The organism is Pantoea nemavictus (assembly GCF_037479095.1).
Lineage (GTDB): Bacteria > Pseudomonadota > Gammaproteobacteria > Enterobacterales > Enterobacteriaceae > Pantoea > Pantoea nemavictus.
Window position 1 is genome coordinate 4,083,933 of record NZ_JBBGZW010000001.1, and the last position, 20,179, is coordinate 4,104,111.

At 56.0% G+C, this 20,179-nt stretch carries 16 protein-coding genes; 6 read left to right on the forward strand and 10 right to left on the reverse strand.

Going from position 1 to position 20,179, the window contains the following annotated elements; genetic code table 11:
* Nucleotides 1-489: 489 nt before the first annotated feature.
* Nucleotides 490-1,872: a M24 family metallopeptidase gene (locus tag WH298_RS18870; RefSeq protein ID WP_180823559.1), complete on the forward strand. Its 1,383-nt coding sequence runs from the start codon at nt 490-492 to the stop codon at nt 1,870-1,872.
* A 19-nt stretch (nt 1,873-1,891) separates the two neighbouring features.
* Here WH298_RS18870 and WH298_RS18875 read toward each other — a convergent pair whose 3' ends face one another.
* The 4 genes from WH298_RS18875 to uxuA form a co-directional block, all read right to left on the reverse strand.
* The gene (locus WH298_RS18875) at nt 1,892-2,785 is read right to left on the reverse strand and encodes a LysR family transcriptional regulator (protein WP_180823560.1); all 894 of its coding nucleotides are present in this window, start codon (nt 2,783-2,785) and stop codon (nt 1,892-1,894) included.
* Between the two features lie 26 nt (nt 2,786-2,811).
* Nucleotides 2,812-3,588 carry a Uxu operon transcriptional regulator gene (gene uxuR, locus WH298_RS18880; RefSeq protein ID WP_180823561.1) on the reverse strand — a complete coding sequence of 259 codons (777 nt, stop codon included), beginning with the start codon at nt 3,586-3,588 and terminating at the stop codon, nt 2,812-2,814.
* 121 nt (nt 3,589-3,709) lie between these two features.
* Complete coding sequence (uxaC, locus tag WH298_RS18885; protein ID WP_180823562.1) at nt 3,710-5,125, reverse strand: glucuronate isomerase; 1,416 nt, start codon at nt 5,123-5,125, stop codon at nt 3,710-3,712.
* Nucleotides 5,125-6,327 carry a mannonate dehydratase gene (gene uxuA, locus WH298_RS18890; protein ID WP_180823563.1) on the reverse strand — a complete coding sequence of 401 codons (1,203 nt, stop codon included), beginning with the start codon at nt 6,325-6,327 and terminating at the stop codon, nt 5,125-5,127. Before uxuA ends, uxaC begins: the two co-directional genes overlap by 1 nt.
* A 229-nt stretch (nt 6,328-6,556) precedes the next feature.
* On the opposite strand from uxuA, the gene WH298_RS18895 reads away from it, so the two are divergent.
* Nucleotides 6,557-7,858, forward strand: a complete 1,302-nt coding sequence (locus WH298_RS18895; RefSeq protein WP_180823564.1) for an MFS transporter — start codon at nt 6,557-6,559, stop codon at nt 7,856-7,858.
* 14 nt (nt 7,859-7,872) lie between these two features.
* Complete coding sequence (locus tag WH298_RS18900) at nt 7,873-10,266, forward strand: glycoside hydrolase family 31 protein (RefSeq protein WP_180823565.1); 2,394 nt, start codon at nt 7,873-7,875, stop codon at nt 10,264-10,266.
* Between the two features lie 144 nt (nt 10,267-10,410).
* On the opposite strand, the gene WH298_RS18905 is transcribed toward WH298_RS18900, so the two are convergent.
* Together WH298_RS18905 and WH298_RS18910 are read right to left on the reverse strand one after the other, a co-directional pair.
* Nucleotides 10,411-10,956 carry an NUDIX hydrolase gene (locus WH298_RS18905; RefSeq protein WP_082204280.1) on the reverse strand — a complete coding sequence of 182 codons (546 nt, stop codon included), beginning with the start codon at nt 10,954-10,956 and terminating at the stop codon, nt 10,411-10,413.
* Nucleotides 10,957-11,021: 65 nt separating this feature from the next.
* Complete coding sequence (locus WH298_RS18910) at nt 11,022-11,906, reverse strand: LysR family transcriptional regulator (RefSeq protein ID WP_180823566.1); 885 nt, start codon at nt 11,904-11,906, stop codon at nt 11,022-11,024.
* A gap of 102 nt (nt 11,907-12,008) precedes the next feature.
* Between WH298_RS18910 and WH298_RS18915 the strand changes: the two genes are divergently transcribed.
* Both WH298_RS18915 and WH298_RS18920 read left to right on the forward strand, forming a co-directional pair.
* Nucleotides 12,009-13,103, forward strand: a complete 1,095-nt coding sequence (locus WH298_RS18915) for an oxidoreductase (RefSeq protein ID WP_180823567.1) — start codon at nt 12,009-12,011, stop codon at nt 13,101-13,103.
* Nucleotides 13,104-13,229: 126 nt separating this feature from the next.
* Nucleotides 13,230-15,176 carry a TonB-dependent receptor domain-containing protein gene (locus tag WH298_RS18920; RefSeq protein ID WP_180823568.1) on the forward strand — a complete coding sequence of 649 codons (1,947 nt, stop codon included), beginning with the start codon at nt 13,230-13,232 and terminating at the stop codon, nt 15,174-15,176.
* Here the strand turns inward: WH298_RS18920 and WH298_RS18925 are convergent.
* The 3 genes from WH298_RS18925 to WH298_RS18935 all read right to left on the reverse strand — a co-directional run bounded on the left by WH298_RS18925 (nt 15,166) and on the right by WH298_RS18935 (nt 18,294).
* A complete protein-coding gene (locus tag WH298_RS18925; RefSeq protein WP_202883438.1) occupies nt 15,166-16,530 on the reverse strand; it encodes an ATP-binding protein in 1,365 nt (454 codons plus the stop codon). The genes WH298_RS18920 and WH298_RS18925 overlap by 11 nt on opposite strands.
* Nucleotides 16,527-17,267, reverse strand: coding sequence for a response regulator transcription factor (locus WH298_RS18930; RefSeq protein ID WP_180823569.1), 741 nt, complete (start codon nt 17,265-17,267; stop codon nt 16,527-16,529). The genes WH298_RS18925 and WH298_RS18930 overlap by 4 nt, the downstream gene beginning before the upstream one ends.
* A 121-nt stretch (nt 17,268-17,388) precedes the next feature.
* On the reverse strand, nt 17,389-18,294 hold the full coding sequence (locus WH298_RS18935) for a ParB/Srx family N-terminal domain-containing protein (RefSeq protein ID WP_180823570.1): 906 nt from the start codon (nt 18,292-18,294) through the stop codon (nt 17,389-17,391).
* A gap of 133 nt (nt 18,295-18,427) precedes the next feature.
* On the opposite strand from WH298_RS18935, the gene WH298_RS18940 reads away from it, so the two are divergent.
* Nucleotides 18,428-19,060 carry a DapH/DapD/GlmU-related protein gene (locus WH298_RS18940; protein WP_180823571.1) on the forward strand — a complete coding sequence of 211 codons (633 nt, stop codon included), beginning with the start codon at nt 18,428-18,430 and terminating at the stop codon, nt 19,058-19,060.
* 84 nt (nt 19,061-19,144) lie between these two features.
* Here WH298_RS18940 and WH298_RS18945 read toward each other — a convergent pair whose 3' ends face one another.
* Nucleotides 19,145-20,113, reverse strand: a complete 969-nt coding sequence (locus WH298_RS18945; protein WP_180823747.1) for a GT-D fold domain-containing glycosyltransferase — start codon at nt 20,111-20,113, stop codon at nt 19,145-19,147.
* Between the last annotated feature and the right edge of the window lie 66 nt (nt 20,114-20,179).

The following is a 20,179-nucleotide window of genomic DNA, read 5'->3' on the forward strand; positions in this document are numbered from 1 at the left end:
CTCACACCCGCGATAATAAAATGTGCGGCGAGATATTTCAAGTTTTGCCATAATACTGTATGGTTATACAGGTGTTGAGTGACGGGCGAAGCCTCATTGTTTTGCTGATGACTCCAGGGGCGCGGATAGTCAAATCCCGGCAGGTTTCAGGTGGTGCTGGCCTGTGGCTTCCACAATGAGAGCCGCTCAGCACTCCTCACAATTGTGCTTAGGCGGCCGGCGGGTGGAGTCAAAGCCTCGGCAGCTGAACGGCGCGCTCCTCTCAGAGGAGAAGGAAAGTGATGGAAATTGTTCGATTGCTGCTGGACATCGTCCGCATCATTCTTCAAATCATCGTTGCCCTTATGCAACTGACCGGTCAGGCGCACTGACCGGAACTTGAAACAAGGCGGAGCTCACCCCTCCGCCTTTTTTCGTGCTGTGTCAAAACGCCCTGCGGTGAAAGACGCTACTATCCTCAACACATTATGCAATGTGAGGAGGTAAACGATGGCGATCGCGCTTGGCTGCGTCACCGAGCCAGTGAAGTTCACAGGGGTAGAAGCAGTCGTTCTCTCTGATGAGACCCTGCTGGAACGAAAACACACCTTGTTGAACGCAATGAAACAGCACGGTTTTGACACGCTGGTCATCTACGCGGACAAGGAACACGGCAGCAATTTCGAATATCTCACCGGATTTATACCGCGTTTCGAAGAGGGGCTACTGCTGCTGGACAAGTCCGGGCACGCCACGTTGGTGCTGGGTAACGAAAACCTGAAAATGGCACGTTTCTCGCGCATTGAGGCCACGCTGGCTCACTCGCCGTACTTCTCGCTGCCTAATCAGCCGATGGATAATGAAGTGCCGCTGGAAACGCTTTTCAAGGACGCGGGGCTGGACAGCAGCAATAAAGTCGGTCTGATTGGCTGGAAAATGTTCACGCCAGCCGCCGGCAATGGCCGCGCGATGTTCGATTTACCCTACTTCATTGTCGACGCGATTAAGCGCACGCTCAAAGATGACGCGGTGTTAGAAAATGCCATCCCTTTGTTAATTGGTGATAACGGCGCACGTACCCGCTGCAATGCCAATGAAATCGCGCATTACGAATATGGTGCCAATCTCGCTTCCAACTGTATGCTGGACGCGCTTAATGCGATTGAAGTTGGCGTGCGTGAAACCGAGTTGGGCGCGTTACTTACCGCTGAAGGGCAGTACAACACCGTGGTGACCATCGCGGCCACCGGCACGCGTTTCGAAAACGCGAATCTTTATCCCAGCGCGAAAACCGTGCGGCGCGGCGATCCGCTCTCCCTGACCACCGCCTACAAAGGTGGCCTTTCCAGCCGCAGCGGTTTCGTGATTGCCAGTGAAAGTGAGTTGCCAGCAACCCAGCAGGATTATCTCGATCGCATCGCCAAACCCTATTTCTCGGCGGTGGTGAGCTGGCTGGAGACGATTCACGTCGGCATGCGCGGCGGCGCGCTTTACCAGCTGATCGAACAGGTTTTGCCTAAAGCGCGTTTTGGCTGGCACCTGAATCCCGGCCATCTGGTGGCGGATGAAGAGTGGATGTCGTCGCCGATTTATCGCGGTTCCACTGAACTCCTGAAAAGCGGCATGATGCTACAAATTGATATCATCCCGTCCGTGCCGGGCTACAACGGTGCCAGCGCCGAAGAGTGCGTGGTGCTGGCCGATGCGGCACTGCAGGCGACGATTCGCCACGCCTATCCGGCGCTGTGGCAGCGTATCGAAACGCGTCGTGAGTATCTGCGCGCGGAGATCGGTATCCAGCTAAGCGATGACGTTTTGCCACTGTCAAATACCGTGGCTTATTTAAGGCCGTTCTTCCTGGCCAGGCAGCTTGCGCTGAAAATGGAACGTTAATCTTCCACGATCGAAGCCATTATCCCCGGTATTTAATGGCTTCGATCAGTTTCTCAAACGCAGCGGTATGTTGTTTGCGGCTGGGATAATAGAGGTAATATCCGCTGAACGGTTCACACCAGTCAGCCAGAATGGCTTGCAGGTCGCCGTTGGCAATATGCTGTTTGACGGTGTCTTCGGGCACATAGGCAATACCCATGCCGGAAAGCACCGCATCAATACGGGATGCCAGATTATTAAATATCAACTGACCTTCAACTTTGACGCGAATATCTTTGCCGTCCTTACTGAACTCCCAGCTGTATAATCCGCCGAGTGTGGGAAGGCGCATGTTAATACAGTTATGATTTTGCAATTCATAAGGCGTCTGCGGGATGCCGTGTTTTTGCAGGTATTCAGGTGCCGCAACCGCAACCATTTTCCAGTCCGGGCCAATCCGCACCGCGACCATATCTTTTTCAATACTTTCGCCCAGTCGTACACCCGCATCGAAACGCCCGCTGACAATATCGGTTAAGGTATTGTCGACAGAGAGTTCGACGTTCACGTCAGGATAGGTTTGCAGAAAGGGCTTCAGCAGCGGCCACAGCGTGGATGACAACGCATGTTCCCCGGCGGTGATACGAATGTTCCCCGACGGTTTGCCCTGATTATCGGCCAGCTGTAGCAGGGCTTTTTCCATATCCGCCATCATTGGCGCGACGCTTTTAATCAGATTTTCACCGGCTTCGGTCGGCGCCACGCTGCGCGTGGTGCGCGTCAATAATCGGGTATTTAAACGCTCTTCCAGACCGCGTATTGCATGACTCAATGCCGATTGTGATACGCCTAATTTGGCGGCGGCGCGCGTGAAGCTACATTCGCGTGCCACCATCACTAAATAGATCAGGTCGTTGAAATTTTCCCGAAGCATGCGGTTGACCCTTTTCTATAACGGCATCAATTATTAGGATTGCTGGCGACATACAGCGGCCAGGATTCGAACAGGTAACCATCAAAATCAATATCATCGACGTCAGAGAATTCCAGCAGGCGTTGTTTCACATTCTCAAGGTGCTGCCACATCGCCTGTTTGGCCGCGCGCGCGTCTTTTTTGATCAGCGTGGCGAGAATTTTCTTGTGATCGTCGAGCCACTGTTTGCGGTAATTGTTGTTGACCAGATGGCGATGCAGCTGGCTCCACATCACGTTGTCTTCACGCCACTGCCAGGATTGCTTAAACAGCTCAACCAGCATGCTGTTGTGCGTGGCTTCGGCAATCGCCAGATGGAAGTTGCGATCGCCATTTTCACTTTGGTTGACCGCGCCAGAGGCGAGCTCTTTCTCTTCCAGCTCCAGCGCCTGACGCATTTTCATGATGTCTTCACGCGTCGCCTGCAGTGCGGCGAATTCAGCGATGTTGCTCTCCAGCAGCTGACGCGCCTGCAGCATCTCAAACGGTCCGGCATCATTGCTGGCTTTGTGCTGCGGAGCCGGTGGCTGCGGCGAGTCGTGAATCACGTAGATTCCCGCGCCACGACGCACCTCGATTAAGCCTTCCAGCTCCAGCATGATCAGCGCTTCACGCACCAGCGTACGCGTCACATCCAGCAGCGCCGCGAGCTCACGCTCCGGTGGCAACCGTTGGCCCACCGCATACTGTTTTTGCGAGATCATCTGACGGAGCATTTCCCCGACTTCCTGATAGGGACGCTGTGCTGAAGTTTGCGTTTTCATCGTGTTAGTTATCTTTGCGTTAAGGGATGCATAACCTCTGCTACTGCCAGGTCAGAGACGCGCACTATAGCATAGCGATTAAGAATCGGCCTGGTCATGGCGTGCAATGACCAGGCTGCCATCACGTCACATTAAGGGCAAAATAGCGCTCGGCATTGTTGAAGCAGATATCGCGCACCATGCTCCCCAGCAGCGGCTCATCAGCAGGCACAATGCCGTCTTTAACCCACTGCGCCAGCAGATTGCACAGAATGCGGCGGAAGTATTCGTGGCGCGTATAGGAGAGGAAGCTGCGCGAATCGGTCAGCATGCCGACAAACTGGCTGAGCAGGCCGATTTGCGACAGCTGTTCCAGCTGACGCAGCATGCCGTCACGCTGATCGTTAAACCACCAGCCTGAACCGAACTGCACTTTGCCGGCAATGCTCGCGCCCTGGAAGTTGCCCGCCATGGTGGCCAGCACTTCGTTATCGCGCGGATTCAGGCAATAGAGGATGGTTTTCGGCAGTTGATCGTTGATGTCCATCGCATCCAGCAGGCGCGCTAGCGGCCAGGCAATATTGTTATCACCAATCGAATCAAAACCACTATCCGGCCCGAGCTGACGGAACATGCGCGTGCTGTTATTGCGGATGGCACCAATGTGCAGCTGCATCACCCAGCCGCGTCGTGCATATTCACTGCCGAGCCACACCAGCACCGCGCTGCTGAATTGGGCGATTTCAGTTTCATCCAGCAGATCGCCACGGCGACGTTTCGCCAAAATAGTATCAAGCACGCTGTCGTCCGGCACCGGCGCAAAGCGCAGGGTTTCGATGCCATGATCTGATGCGCGGCAGCCGTGGGCGGAGAAGTGATCAAGGCGACGCAGCAGCGCCCGGCGCAATGCATCAAAGCTGTCGATAGCCACATCGGCGGCGGCTTCCAGGCGAGCCAGATACGCAACAAAACCCTCCAGCTCGATCTTGAATACTTTGTCCGGACGCCAGCTCGGTGCGACCTCAATATCAACGCTGGCGTCATCGGCGATCTGGCGATGGTAGCGCAGTGAATCGATCGGATCGTCGGTGGTGCCGACCATGCGCACCTTCATCTGGCGCATGATGCCGCGCGCAGAAAATTCAGGCTGCGCCAGCTTTTCGGCACAGCGGTGCCAAATATCCGGCGCGGTGGCCGGGCCAAATAGCGTATCAGTGATACCAAACGGACGACGCAGTTCCAGGTGCGTCCAGTGATAGAGCGGGTTGCCAAGGGTTTTTGGCACCGTTTCGGCCCAGGCGAGATACTTATCGTAATCACTGCGTGCGCTGCCGGTGATCAGAGATTCATCTACGCCCGCGGCACGCATCGCACGCCATTTATAGTGATCGCCTTCGAGCCAAATCTGGCCGAGATTGGCAAACTGGCGATCCTGCGCAATCTCCTGCGGATTCAGATGGCAGTGATAGTCGTAGATAGGCATATCTGCGGCGAAATCATGATACAAACGCCGCGCGGTATCGCTTTGCAGCAGAAAATTTTCGTCCATAAAGCGCATTACTCGGCTCCCTGAGTTGGCTCGCTAAAATAGGCGCGGTGGATCGCCAGCTCAACGCCGCGAATTTCAGCCAGCCCTTTCAGTCGACCAATCGCCGAGTAGCCAGGATTGGTTTTCTTTTTCAGGTCATCCAGCATTTGGTGGCCGTGATCGGGACGCATCGGAATTAAATCATGCTGGCCTGCGGCTTTACGCCGCTGCTCCTCTTCGGCAATCGCCTTAATCACCGCAAACATATCGACATCGCCAGCTAAATGCGCGGCTTCGTGGAAGCTGTTGGGATTCGCTTCACGTTTGGTAGAGCGCAGATGTGCGAAGTAGATACGCGGGCCAAAGCGTTGCACCATGCCGGCCAGATCATTCTCTGCCAGCACCCCGTACGAACCGGTACACAGGGTAAAACCGTTGGCCGGGCTGCTGACGGTATCAATCATCCACTGCAGATCGTCAGCGTTAGAGACGATGCGCGGCAAGCCGAGAATCGGGCGCGGTGGATCGTCCGGATGTACCGCCATGCGCACGCCCACCTCTTCGGCAACCGCAATAATCGCGCGCAGGAAGGTGGCAAAATTCTCCCGTAGCTCAGCCTTACCGATGCCGTCATAACGCGCCAGCTGGGCGCGGAATTGGTCGAGGGTATAACCCTCTTCGGCGCCGGGTAAGCCGGCAATAATGTTGCGCACCAGGCGGTCACGATGTTCTTGACTCATCTGGCTAAAACGCTCGGCAGCCTCAGCAATCTCTTCGGCACTGTAGTCCTGCTCCGCGCCCGCGCGTTGCAGAATGTGCAGTTCAAACACCGCGAACTCAATCTGATCGAAGCGCAGCGCTTTGGCCCCATCGGGCAGCAGATACTCAAGGTCGGTGCGCGTCCAGTCGAGAATCGGCATGAAGTTGTAGCACACGGTGGTGATGCCGCACTGCGCCAGATTACGCAGCGACTGCTGATAATTGCTGATCCAGTGCTGGCAGCGACCACTGCCGGTTTTGATCTCTTCGTGAATCGGCACGCTTTCCACCACCGACCAGACCAATCCAGCGGCTTCCACCAGCGCCTTACGCTGCATGATTTCGTCAACTGTCCACACTTCGCCATTGGGAATGTGATGGAGCGCCGTGACGATGCCGGTGGCGCCCGCCTGGCGCGCATCGGCCAGAGAGACAGGATCGTTCGGGCCATACCAGCGCCAGGTCTGCTTCATGTTGTTACCTCACTCATTATTGGTTGACCAATATTATCTTTAGCGCGTTTCATTATGACTTTATCACGCCACTTCCACGTAAAACTCTGCTCTTTGTCGGGTTAAGTCAACCTGGTCGATGATTTTGGTTAACCAGATCACAGATGCTGCATCAAGCTGGCGACCACTTTTCGCAACTGTGTTTCACTCCTGGCGGATAGTTAGCAATGACTGATAAATGGAGAAGCCGATGAACCGCAGTTTGAATCCAGGGATAACCGCCGCAGGCAGCAAACGCACCTTGCGTAATTTGCGCTGGTGGGTGTTGGTGCTGTTCTTAGCGGGCGTTACGGTTAACTACATCACCCGTAACTCGCTAGGCCTGCTGGCACCGGAACTCAAAACCAGCCTCAATATCACCACCGAACAATATTCATGGATCGTCGGCGCGTTCCAGCTGGCGTATACCTTCTTTCAACCGATTTGCGGCTGGTTGATCGATGTCATCGGCCTGAAGGTTGGCTTCCTGGTCTGCGCCACGATTTGGGCTGTCGCCTGTTTGTTCCACGCCGGCGCGGCAAGTTGGGTGCACCTGGCAATTCTGCGCTTTGTCATGGGCGGCGCCGAAGCCGCTGCCACACCGGCTAACGCCAAGGTGATTGGCGAATGGTTCCCGAAAAAAGAGCGTCCGATTGCTGCCGGATGGGCCGGTGTGGGTTTCTCCCTGGGCGCGATGCTGGCCCCGCCGATTATCTACTTCGCACATGCCTCGTTTGGCTGGCAGGGTGCGTTCCTGTTCACCGGCTGCCTGGCGCTCGGATGGGTGGTGCTGTGGTGGCTGTTGTATCGCGATCCAGAGCAGCATCCCAATCTGCAGGCGTCTGAACTGGAATTTATTCGTCAGGACAACGAACCACCGGCGGTAAAACTGCCGTTCTTTACTGCGCTGAAAACCGTGTCAAAAAACAAGCGTTTCTACGGCATCGCCGTTCCCGCCTTTATGGCCGAGCCTGCGTGGGGGGTGCTGAGCTTCTGGGTACCGCTCTATCTGGCAAAAGAGCTGGGCATGGACCTGAAACAGATCGCCATGTTCGCCTGGCTGCCATTCCTCGCGGCAGATTTAGGCAGCGCCGCCAGCGGTTATCTGACGCGCCTTTACACCAAAATTTTTGGCTTTACCCAGGTTAACTCGGTGGTAGCGAGTTCGGTAACCGGCGCATTCCTGATGCTGTCGCTGGCGATGGTGGCGGTCACCAAAGATCCTTACGTGGCCATTGCGCTGATCTCAATTGGCGGTTTCGGTCACCAAATCATCTCCTGCATGCTGAGCGCGCTGGTGGTAGAGAAGTTTGATAAAGGGCAAATGGCGACGGTCAACGGCATGCGCGGCTCATTCGCCTGGATCTCCAGCTTCCTGTTTTCGCTGCTGATCGGCGTCACCGCCGACACCATTGGTTTTAATCCCTTGTTCGTCGCCATGGGCTTCTTTGACCTGATTGGCGCGGTATTCCTGATTGCTTTTATTGCTGAACGTCGCGCACAGCGCGCCTGAAAAAGTAGGTAACGATGAAAACGTTAAAAAATTGGTCTTTAGCGGCGTCCGATGGCCACCACGTGGCGTTAACCGTCGACGGCAAACACACGCTGTGCCTGTATGTGCTGGAATCGGGTCTGTTCCGCGTGGCGATTAAACGTCAGGGCGCCTATACCCTCGACAGAACCTGGAGCATTGCGCCGCAGAGTGATGTGCCGTGGGAAGGGCGTCAGCGTGACAGTCTGGCGGGCTTCTCGTTGCCGGGCTTTACGCTTGAGGAGGAGGGCAGCACGTTGGTGATCGCCACCGATAAGCTACGGGTAATCGTGCATCAGCCGCTGGCGCTGGAGTGGCAATATTGCGACAGCGCCGGCGCGTGGCAACTGCTGACCTGCGATCGCCCGACCAGCGCCTATCAAATCAATGCGCACGGCGATGGCGTGGCGCACTATCAGCGCCGCATGCACGATGACCGTTATTATGGTCTGGGTGAGAAAAGCGGTGATTTGCAGCGCAACGGCCAGCGCTATGAGATGCGCAACCTTGATGCCATGGGTTACAACGCGGCCTCCACCGACCCGCTGTACAAACACGTGCCGTTCACCATTACGCGCCGCAACAACGTTAGCTTTGGCCTCTATTACGATAACCTCAGCAGCAGCTGGTTTGATCTCGGCAATGAGCTCGACAACTATCATCAGCCGTATCGCCGCTGGCAGGCTGAAAGTGGCGATATCGACTATTACCTGTTTGTCGGCGACAAGGTGCTGGATATCACCAAAGCCTTCGTGCGTCTGACCGGTAAAACCCTGTTCGGCCCGAAATGGAGCCTCGGCTACAGCGGCTCAACCATGCATTACACCGACGCACCAGACGCACAGCATCAGCTAATGAACTTCATTCGCCTGTGCGAAGAGCACGATATTCCGTGTGATTCCTTCCAGCTCTCCTCCGGCTATACCTCGATCAACAACAAGCGCTACGTATTTAACTGGAATTACGACAAAGTGCCGCAGCCTGAAGTGATGAGCCAGGCGTTTCACGACGCCGGCTTGCGCCTCGCCGCCAATATCAAACCGTGTTTGTTGCAGGATCATCCGCGCTACCACGAGGTGGCGGAACAAGGGTTGTTTATTCGCGACTCCGAAGAGGATGCGCCGGAGCGTTCGGTGTTCTGGGATGATGAAGGTTCGCATCTCGATTTCACTCATCCGCAAGCCGTGGCGTGGTGGCAGGAAAACGTCACCAAGCAGCTGCTGGAGAAGGGCATCGATTCCACCTGGAACGACAACAACGAATACGAAGTGTGGGATGGCGAAGCGCGCTGTCACGGTTTTGGCACGCCGATAGCGATTAAACATATCCGCCCGGTCATGCCGCTGCTGATGATGCGCGCCTCGATGGAAGCGCAGCAGCGCTTCGCACCGGACAAGCGTCCATTCCTGATCTCCCGTTCGGGCTGTGCCGGGATGCAGCGATATGTGCAGACCTGGAGCGGCGACAACCGCACCAACTGGAACACGCTGCGCTACAACATCCGCATGGGATTAGGCATGAGCTTGTCCGGGTTGTACAACGTGGGACATGATGTCGGCGGTTTTTCCGGCGATAAGCCGGACGCAGAACTGTTTGTGCGCTGGGTACAAAATGGCGTGATGCATCCGCGCTTTACCATCCACTCCTGGAATGATGATCACACGGTTAACGAACCCTGGATGTATCCGGCGGCTACGCCTGCGATCCGTGCGGCCATGGCGCTGCGCTATCGTCTGCTGCCGTATCTCTACACCCTGCTGTGGCAGGCACATGCGGACGACGAGCCGATGCTGCGTCCAACCTTCCTCGATCACGAGCAGGATGCGCAGACGTTTGCCGAGTGCGATGAGTTTATGCTGGGACGCGATCTGCTGGTGGCCAGCGTGGTCGAACCCGGCCAGCGTCAACGTCGTCTATGGTTGCCCGACAACCAATCTGGCTGGTATGACTTTGCCAGCCAGCAGTGGTACAGCGGCGGTCAGTGGATCACCCTGGATGCGCCGCTGGAAATCCAGCCGATGCTGGTGCGTGCCGGTGCCGCTTTACCGCTGAGTGAACGTCTGCGCCACGTTGATGCCCAGGCGGACGATTGCCGCACGCTGCAGCTGTTCCCGCTGCAAGGCAAAGGGATAACAACCGGCGTGCTGTTTGAGGATGATGGCGAATCCTGGGGCTATCAGCAGGGCGATGCGCTGTGGCTTAACTGGGAAATGCGCAGCGACGCTGAGGCGATTCACCTTAACTTCACCCGCAAAGGCAGTTTCCTGCCGGGATGGAAAACGCTGAAAGTGGCATTGCCGGTGGGTGAAAAGCGCAAGCTGTATATTGATGGCGTGGCAGTTGATGGCACCCAGGCTGAAGCGGTATTGGCGCGTATGACAGCGGCGTAACACAGCTAAGGCACGTGCGAACATTAACTCTCGCACGTGCCGTAGCGGCGCGATTTATCGCGCATTTCTAATGCTGGTAATTTGGTCATCCGGTTATGACTGCGCAATAAATTGCGCCGCATACACAATATGCCGTTTATGACATCAATCGATTAACTTTTTTGCCCGTGCCAGCAGAAACGCAGTCACCGATGTTGCATCGCTGATCTTGCCGGCCAGAATTAATTCAAGAAACGCATCGATTTTGATTTTTCTGGCGGTTAATCCCACTTCTTCGGCATCAAGGTTTTGCCCTTGATACGTCAAATCGCGTGCCAGGTAAATGTGATAACCCTGGGCGGAGTAGCCTTGCGCTAACTTTTGATAACCCACGTAATCAAGCTGTCCGGCAAGTAACCCGGTTTCTTCTAACAGCTCCCCGGCAGCCAGATCTTCGGGAGAGGCATCCGGCGCAAGCTCCCAACTACCCTGAGGCAGCTCAACGGTGCGCTCACCGAGCGGATAGCGATACTGTTCAACCACATAAATGTGGTCATCTTCCACCGGCAACACCACCACAAAATCACTCTTCTCAATCACCGAATAGATGCCTTCGCTGCCATCGGCGCGCTGAATTTTATCCTCTTTCAGCGTTAACCAGCGATTGCGGTAGATTTCAGTTGACGCGAGCGTATGGATTTCAGGTTTCACTGTCGGCCTCCACGATGTTGATGAGTGGATAACTATAACCATGATAAGCCTGCGCATTATCCGAATTATTGCGCGACCGCCTGCATCGCCTGTTTCAGGGCATGCAGAAACACCGTCACCCGTGTCGGTAAATGGCGGGTGGTGGGAAACAGCGCCCAGACGCCCAGAATCTGCGGTTGTGCATCACCCAGGGCAATTTCGACCAGCTCACCGCTCGCTAACTCCTCCTGCACATCCCACGCCGAGAGCTGTGCGATGCCGCTCCCGGCGACACACAAGGTGCGCACGCCCTCGACGTTGCTGCCGCTAAAACGCCCTTCGACGCTCAGTGTGGATATATGGTCATCAACCATAAAGCTCCACTGCAGCACGCCAGATAAGCGCAGACAATTATGCTGATGCAGGTCGGCCAGCGTCTGCGGTGTCCCGCAGCGGGTTAAATAGTCCGGTGAAGCACACAATACGCGCGGATTATCCGCCAGCCGCTGCGCCACTAAGCGGGAATCGCGCAGCGGCGCAATGCGGATCGCCACATCGTAGCCGAGCCCGACAATATCCGTGACGTTATCGCTGAGCTGAAACTCAATCCGCAACTCGGGATTCTCCGCCATCAGCGCGGGCAGCAATGGGATAATGGTGCGGCGGCCAAAGCCAGAAGGGGCAGTAATGCGCAGCTGGCCAGTGGCACCTTGCTTATCCGGCGAGAACAGATTGCGCGCGCTTTGCTCGGTCTCTGCCAGCGTTTTAGCGTAGGGCAGAAACTCTTCACCTTCATCGGTCAGCGCAATGGCGCGCGTGGTGCGGTGCAGCAGGCGTACGCCGAGATCCTCCTCCAGCGAAGCGAGCCGGCGCGATACGGTCATCGGGGTGGTATTCAGTCGCCGCGCCGCCTGCGTCAGACTGCGCGTCTGCGACACCATCAGGAAAACCTCAACATCTTTTGAGTTCATTGTAACGATTTCCGTTATACAGACGTATCATCATCGGCCATTTTTGTCATTATGGCCATCCACTATACTGCGCTCTGTAGATAATTCTCCTGCGAGAGCAATATGAGTGATAAACATCTTTTCCAGAGCGGGACGCTGAATCGACTGGTGCTGAAAAATCGCATCATGGTGGCGCCCATGACGCGCATCTCTGCCAGCGTCGACGGCGTGCCGGGCGAACGTATGCGGCACTATTATCAACGCTTCGTGCGCGGTGGCTTTGGCGCCATCATCACCGAAGGCATGTACATCGATGAAGCCTGGTCGCAGACCTATGCGTTTCAGGCCGGCCTGGTGAATGCCAGACAGAGTGCGGGATGGCGCGCCATCACCGATCAAGTGCATCAGCGCGGCGGCAAAATCATTGCGCAGCTGATGCATGCCGGTGCGATTTCCCAGGGCAATATTTATCGCTCAACCACCCTTGCGCCATCAGCGCTAGCGCCGCGTGGCGAGCAACTGAGCTTTTACCACGGGCATGGCGCGTATCCGTTGCCAGACGCAATCGATGAAGCGCAGATTCAGCAGGTGATCGACAGTTTTGCGCAAGCCGCCGCGCGGGCCATCGGCGAGGCGGGTTTTGATGGTATCGAGATCCACGCGGCCAACGGCTATCTGCTCGACCAGTTCTTTACCGACTACACCAACCAGCGCAGCGATCGCTGGGGCGGCAACATCGCGCAACGTCTGTCGCTGACGCTGGCGGTGATTGCGGCAGTGCGGCAACGCGTTGGCAACGACGCCACCCTTGGCGTGCGTATTTCGCAGGGCAAAGTGAATGATTTCCACCACAAATGGCGGGAGGGCGAAGCGGGTGCGCGCCAGGTGTTTGCCTTGCTGGCGGAGGCGGGCGTGGATTATCTGCATCTCACCGAATATGACGCGCTGCAGCCGGCGTTTGCAGATTCAGCCTACTCGCTGGTGCAGCTGGCGCGTAAGGCCGCGCCTAATCTGACTATCGTTGCCAATGGTTCGTTAGGTGATGCCAGCCGCGCCGCGCAGGCATTGGAGCAGGGGGCAGATTATGTCTCAATGGGTAAAAGTGCGCTGGCCAATCCTGACTGGCCGATGCGGATTCGTGATGGCGTAGAGCTGCGTGAGTTTGACAAAAATCTGCTGGCGCCATCTGCAGATGTGAAAAACTGCGAACTGGTATAAACCTGTTAGTCGGCGCCCGACCCGCGCCTGATCTCTTTCCCTGCGGTGGAAGTTGTCCAACATTGTCCAACTTCCGCCGATGCGCATGAGTATGATTCGCGTTTTCAACTACGACTCTATTCGATCATGCGCACAGCGACTTTTACCCTAAAACCTCTCTCTTTAGCCTGCTTGATGGTGCTGACGCCGGCAACGGCTTTCGCGCTCGACGATGACAGTCGCGCCGACACGCTGGTGGTGACCGCTGCCGGATTTGAACAGCGGCTGGAAGATGCGCCAGCCTCGGTCACGGTGATCAATGGCGACGATCTGCGTAAGCGATCGAACAACAATCTGGCTGATGCGGTACGCGATGTTGAAGGCGTCGCGGTGATTGGCGGCGCCAACGAAAGTGATATCTCTATTCGCGGCATGCCGGGGGATTACACCCTGATTCTGGTGGATGGCATCCGTCAAAGCGGGCGCGATTCGCGCGTAAACGGCAATGGGGGCTACGAACAGAGCTTCATTCCGCCGGCGTCGGCGATCGAGCGCATCGAAGTGATCCGTGGGCCGATGTCATCGCTGTATGGATCGGATGCCATCGGCGGCGTGATCAACATTATTACCCGCAAAGTCACCCAGCAGTGGAATGGCTCACTTTCATGGGATTATGCCGTCCGCCAGCATAAGGATCAGGGCAACGCCAGCAATAACCAGTTTTACCTGAACGGTCCGCTGATTGCCGAACGGCTCGGTTTACAGCTGTGGGGCCGTTATCTCAATCGTCAGGGCGACGACAATGTGCAGACCACCAACGGCTATACCCAGGCCGATCACCGTGATATTACCGCTCGCCTTGCGTTTACGCCGAATGCGCAGCATGACATTACGCTGGAAGGTGGCGTGAGCCGGTTAAAGAACGGGGAAGGTGAGAGCGCTAACTGGGCGACGCGTGAACAGAAGAACAATCGCGATCACTGGTCACTGGCGCATGAAGGGCGCTGGGGTTGGGCGACCTCAACGCTGACCTTTTCCCAGGAAGAAACCAGCCGCGAAGGGCTTGCCAGCCCTGCGCAAGCCGATGTCTATGGCCGTAAACCGACCATCAAAAACAGCGTGTTTGATGCGAAGTTGGTGATGCCAACCGCCTATCACACCACCACAGCCGGTGCCCAGTGGCAGCAAAATGCGCTCACCGATTGGAATCAGGGCGACGGTACCCGCGTGGACCATCGCTACAGCGTATTGCAGCGCGCGCTGTTCCTCGAAGATGAGTGGCGCATGCTGGAATCCTTCTCGCTTACGGGTGGCTTACGTCTCGATAATCATGAGCAATACGGCAACCATTACAGCCCACGTATTTATGGCATCTGGTATGTCAGTGACGAATGGACCTTGAAAGGTGGCGTGGCGCGCGGTTTCAAAGCACCAGAAATTAGAGCGGTGATTGAGGATTATGCGGTGCTACGCCGTAATACCTATGCGATGTTGGGCAATCCTAATCTGAAGCCGGAAACCAGCACCAACTATGAGCTATCGGCGATGTGGTCAAATCGCGACGATCTCTCGGCCAGCGCAACCTTTTTCTACAACGATTTCAAAGACAAACTCTCGACGGTCACCACCGACCAGCGTTGGAATGGCTATATCGTCATGGATCGCGTCAATATCGATAAAGCGGTCATCCGCGGTGTGGAGTTGACCGGCAGCTGGAAAATCACGCCTGAGCTGTCGCTGAAAGGCAACTATACCTGGCTCGACTCCGAGCAGAAAAGTGGCAGCAACCGTGGCGCGCCGCTGGCGTTGACGCCTAAGCACAAAGCGAGTCTGCGCAGTGAATGGCGTGTGAGCGCCGCTACTCAGCTGTGGGCGGCCGGAAATTACTATGGCAAAGAGTATGGCACTAGCGTTACGGCGGAAGCGGCACCGGATTACATCACCGCTGATGTGGGTGTGTCGCATCAGTTAACGCACAACCTGACGTTAAACGGCGCCATTTATAATCTTGGCGACAAGCGTCTGGACGACGAAACCTATGGCACGGTTAACTATGGCCGTACTTTCTGGGGGGGCGTGACGCTCAGCTTCTGACACCGTCTGGCAGCATGACGGTGGCACATAAACCGGCCGGGGGACGATTCGCCAGAATCAGTTCCCCGCCGTGCGCGTGAATGTTTGATTGGGCGATGGCTAATCCCAGGCCCAAACCGCCGCCTGCAGTGTTATCGGCACGCGCGGTTTCGCTGAAACGCACGAAGGGTTCACAGGCCTGTGCCAACTGTTCAGTGGGTAACCCCGCGCCCTGATCCAGCACCTCAATCCGCACCCATCCTGGATGATGAATGAGCGTCACTTCAGCTTCGCCGCCATACAACAGCGCGTTTTCGATCAGGTTGCTCAGCGCGCGCTTAATCGCCAGCGGGCGACACATCAGTTCACTGTGCGGCTCGCCTTGCCAGCGCACGCGTTTCCCCAGCGAGAGATAACGGCGCGTCAACTCATCTAGCATCTGGCTGAGGTTGCAACGCTGCGGTAGCTCCTGCTGCACGTCGCCGCGAATGAAATGCAGGGTTTCACTCACCATGGCGCGCAGCTCGTTCAGGCTCTCCAGCATATCCTCACGCGCGTCGCCGTCGGGCATCAATTCCACTTGCAAACGCAGTTCCGTTATCGGCGTGTTGAGATCGTGACTCATGGCGGCCAGCATGCGCGTGCGGCTATCAAGATGGCGCGCCAGCCGAAGCTGCATCAGGTTGAAAGCCTGGGTTAACTCCCGCGACTCCTGCGGTCCGCTGAGCGGCAGCGTGCTGCTCCCTTCGCCGCGGCTGATTGCCTCTGCGGCAGTTGCCAGGCGACGAATCGGCCTGACAACGCGATAGATAAAATAGAGGCTGAGCAACAGCAGCGGCACGCTGACAATCGGCAGAGAAAATGACAAGAGTTGCGTCCACTCGTAGGCGGGCATCACCGATTGCACGCTATTAAAGAAACGGCCATCGGGCAGGGCAAGAGTCGCGCGCAGGCGCAGCGGCTGGTGGCGCGCGGCGCTGAAGATGTGTCTGCGCGCCAGGCCGCCATCGGCACTTTCGAGTTGCAGGGTTACGCTTGCAGGATGGCTTAATGCCAGCTGGCTCATTAGCGAGTCGCGCAGGCGTTGCTCCTCCTCGCGCATACTAAAGCCCAACACTTCCGGATGCGCTGCCAGCCAAAAGCGCGCCCCATCGGCGCGTGTTAACGAGAAGTTCTCTCCGCCGCTCAGACTTTCGTGATAGGCCAGCACCAGGCGCTCGACGGCAATGTTGCGCATTGCAGGCGAGAGCAAATTGCCCAAAAATTGTGTTGCGGTCACGGCGGCGAGGTTGGCAAACAGCAACGCGAGAATCATCAGGCAGGCGAGCTGGCTCATCATGCGCGTCGGCAGCAGCGTACGCAGTTTCTGCATCATGTTGTCAGCTGCACCTCAGCGGTAAAGCGATAACCCTCGCCCCACACGGTATCCAGCAGCACGCTGCCAGGCAGAACCTGTTCCAGTTTGATGCGCAGACGGCTCACCTGGCGATCGATAGCGCGATCAAAGACTTCATTACCTGGCGCTACGCAGTGATCCATCAGCGCTTCCCGACTTAACACCTGATAAGGATGCGCGAGAAAGGCCGTCAGCAGTTTGGATTCCATCGTGCTGAGGCGCACGGCTTGCTGCTGTGGGTTGCTAACCACCCGTGAGGCGGGATTGAATATCAGATCGGAAAAGTGCACCGCGTGCACCACAGGCTGTGGCTTTGCGCGCGGCGTGCTGGGCTGGCGTTCGGCACGTCGCAGCACCGTATGAATGCGTGCCAGTAACTCGCGCGGTTCAAAAGGTTTCACCACATAATCATCGGCACCGCGTTCAAGCCCGGCGACGCGGTCGTCCAGGGCATCACGCGCGGTTAACAGGATCACCGGCGTTCGGTAGTGACGTTGAATCTGCTGGCAAAGCTGCATGCCGTCGCCGTCGGGTAACATCACGTCCAACACAATCAGATCAAAGCGTGTGGTGCGCAACAAGGTCCAAAGTAAGGCAGCATCTTCGGCGGTGACCACCGCAAAGTGCTGGCGCCGCAGATAGGTGGCAAGGGGCTCGCGGATTTTACGGTGATCGTCAACCACCAGAATTTTCATCGGTGCTGGCGTAGCGTGCATGGCGGGTGTTCCAGAGAAAAGCGTGCCCAGGCGGCAAAGAGCCGTAGCTTAATTGAGAATGCTTTTCATCTGCAACTACAACTGCGCGCTAAGGCGGAGAGAACCTCCGCCAGGCAAGAAATTAGTGGGCAAAGGCCCAGCTCAATTTGCCGTTATCCGCGGTCAGCTTATCCAATTTCTTTTGATTCACTTTGTTGCGCGCACCAAGACGCTCTGCCGTCAGCGGGCCGCTATCGCTCTGCGCAATTACCGTCTCTTTCGGCACGCGGGTGATCTTCTCAGCGATGATTTCCACGGCTTTGGCATAGCCGCTGCGATTGCTAAGGTCAAAGTTCTTCAGCGGTAGCTGAGTTTCCAGCCATTGGCCCCAGAAGAATTCGAGGAACGGCGGCGGATTCTGCTCTTTCTCAAAGCCAATATCGCGCACGAAGTAGACCAGCGAGCGATATTCATCATTCTGCATGTGCTGGCGACCGAGCTCTTTCGGCAGCGCATCCGGGTTAATTTTACCGGATGGCGTATCCAGCCACACCAGATGAGCCGCCGCCATTTTTTGCCAGAACGCCGGCATGGTTTTCAGGCTGCGGAAGTCATCAGTAATGCGCACCTGCACCGGCGTGTTGAGGCCGGCGATATCGGCGAAATTGCTGAAAGTGTGATGACCATCGGTAAGGTACAGCACGTTATCCGGCGCGATTACCGCGGTTTTCATCGGACCGGGATCGCTACCAACCGGCGCTTTACAGCTGAAGCTGCTGGGATGCGAGAGGCGTGATTGCGCATCAAATTTATCCACGCCTTTCTGACCCATGCTTTCGCAATAATCATCAAACAGCTTTTTCGGTTCGGCTTCATAACGATGCTGCTTGTAATCCAGTTGACGATAACCAATCGCCGCCTGCGTGGGATGCAGCTGCGCCAGCTGCACTTGCACAATGTCTCCGGCTTTGATGTCGGTGGGCAGCGCGGCGGATGCCTGTCCGGCTGACCATAACAACGCCAGAATTGACCATGGTGATCTTCTCATTCCCTCTCCTCAAATCGCCTGTCACAGACGCGCACAATAGCATTACTGTCATCTTGTCGCTGTAGTGTTGTGGCTCGCGGTTGCCCCGCTGCAACCTGTTATCCAGACATCTGACCACGACGGAGCATTGATTATGGCACTCGCTGCTGTGCAACCGGCAAAATTGCAACATACCGTTATTGATCCTAGCGTGCGTATGCGCGAAACCCACATTGGCGAGCAGTGTGAAGTGCTGGCAGAGAGTTATCTTGAGTACAGCGAATTGGGGGATTTCTCCTATCTGGGCGAACACTGCTGCATCGCCGATACCCAGATTGGGCGCTTTACCGCTATTGCCAATCACGTGCGACTGGGTGCGCCCAATCACCCGATGGATCGCGCCTCACAGCATCGATTCACCTATTGCCCGGAATATTATGATGCGCAGGCAGAGCGCGATAATGGCTTCTTCGCCGATCGTCGTGCCGATCGCGTGATTGTGGGTAACGATGTATGGATTGGTCATGGCGTGATTGTGCTGCCGGGCGTGACCATCGGCGATGGTGCGGTGCTGGCGGCGGGCGCGGTGGTCACCAAAGATGTGCCGCCGTATACCATTGTCGGTGGCGTACCCGCCAAAGTGATTCGAATGCGTGTTGCTGCGGACATTGCCGCCCAGCTGCAGGCGATTGCCTGGTGGAACTGGCCGCTGGAGAAGCTCATGGCGAATCTGGCAGATTTTCAGTCATCCGACCTTGCCGCGTTCTGCCAGCGGCATGGCAAATAACTATCGCGCAAGCGTCATTTGGCGTTGCCGATAATCTCAAGCAATCTCAAAATACCCCCTTTTTGCGATTGCTTGCGAAGTGAATCACACCAGCGGTGGATGGATTACCATCGAGGTTAGCACGGCTTCCTGCGGCAATCCGACGTGCAGCAAGATCTGCTGACGGTAATGCTCATCATCGTTGCGTGGGGCGTCGCTGAGTAGCACGCCGACTTCATTGACGTTTTTACCCGCTACCTGCACTTTGTCGCGCGCGGCACTGCGCATCCACTCGTACTCGATATCGATATGGCCGGTATCAATACAGCGGATGCCGTGCTGGCTGAGGTCGTAAGCCAGCACCGTGGCGGTAGGGCCAAGGGACATCAGCACCATATCGTAGTCACGCGCGTGCGCCAGTACGCTGGTGTAGAGATCGTTGTAAACCGAGAAGGCGTTACGATTAAGTGTAGTGATGCGTTTAATATCGCGGGCGCCGTTGAGTAAATCATTGCCAATTCCCAGCCGCGTGCCGCTCCCTTCAACGATTAAGATCTTTTTATCGCTGAACAGCTGCTTAAATTTGCTGAAGACGCGAGCGGCCTGCTGCTTATCCGTATAATCATGATAGGGGCGGGTAACAGAGGTGTTGCCGTAGCAATAATTTTTCTTTAATAAGCCTTCATAATGACGAAAATAAAACGCTTTATGAAAAAACCAGAATAGGGCCGAACCAAACCGCATATTGCCGGTGCCGCGGAACGCATCCGGCATACATAATAAGCAGGTATTATTCGGCTGGCTGCCACGGCGCAGAATATCTTTTAGACGAATTGAGAGACGTTCATCAAAAGATTGAAAACCGATATTTTTGAATAGGGTCATTTCCAGTTCTCCATCGCCGTAGCGGCATACGGACAGGGCATCGTTGCTGAGCAGCAGGTCAATGGTTTGCTCGGGCGACATCACCTGATATTGTCTGGCGCGTGCATTGGCAACCGGAAACTTAATAGCAGCATGTGTGAGTTTAAAAGGAAAACGTAATTTTCGAAAAAGGGAATCTGCGCTGATCATCATAACCTTCTTTTATAAGCGGCATTGCCGCAGAGCAGTTACGTGATTTATATCACGCTGAATCAG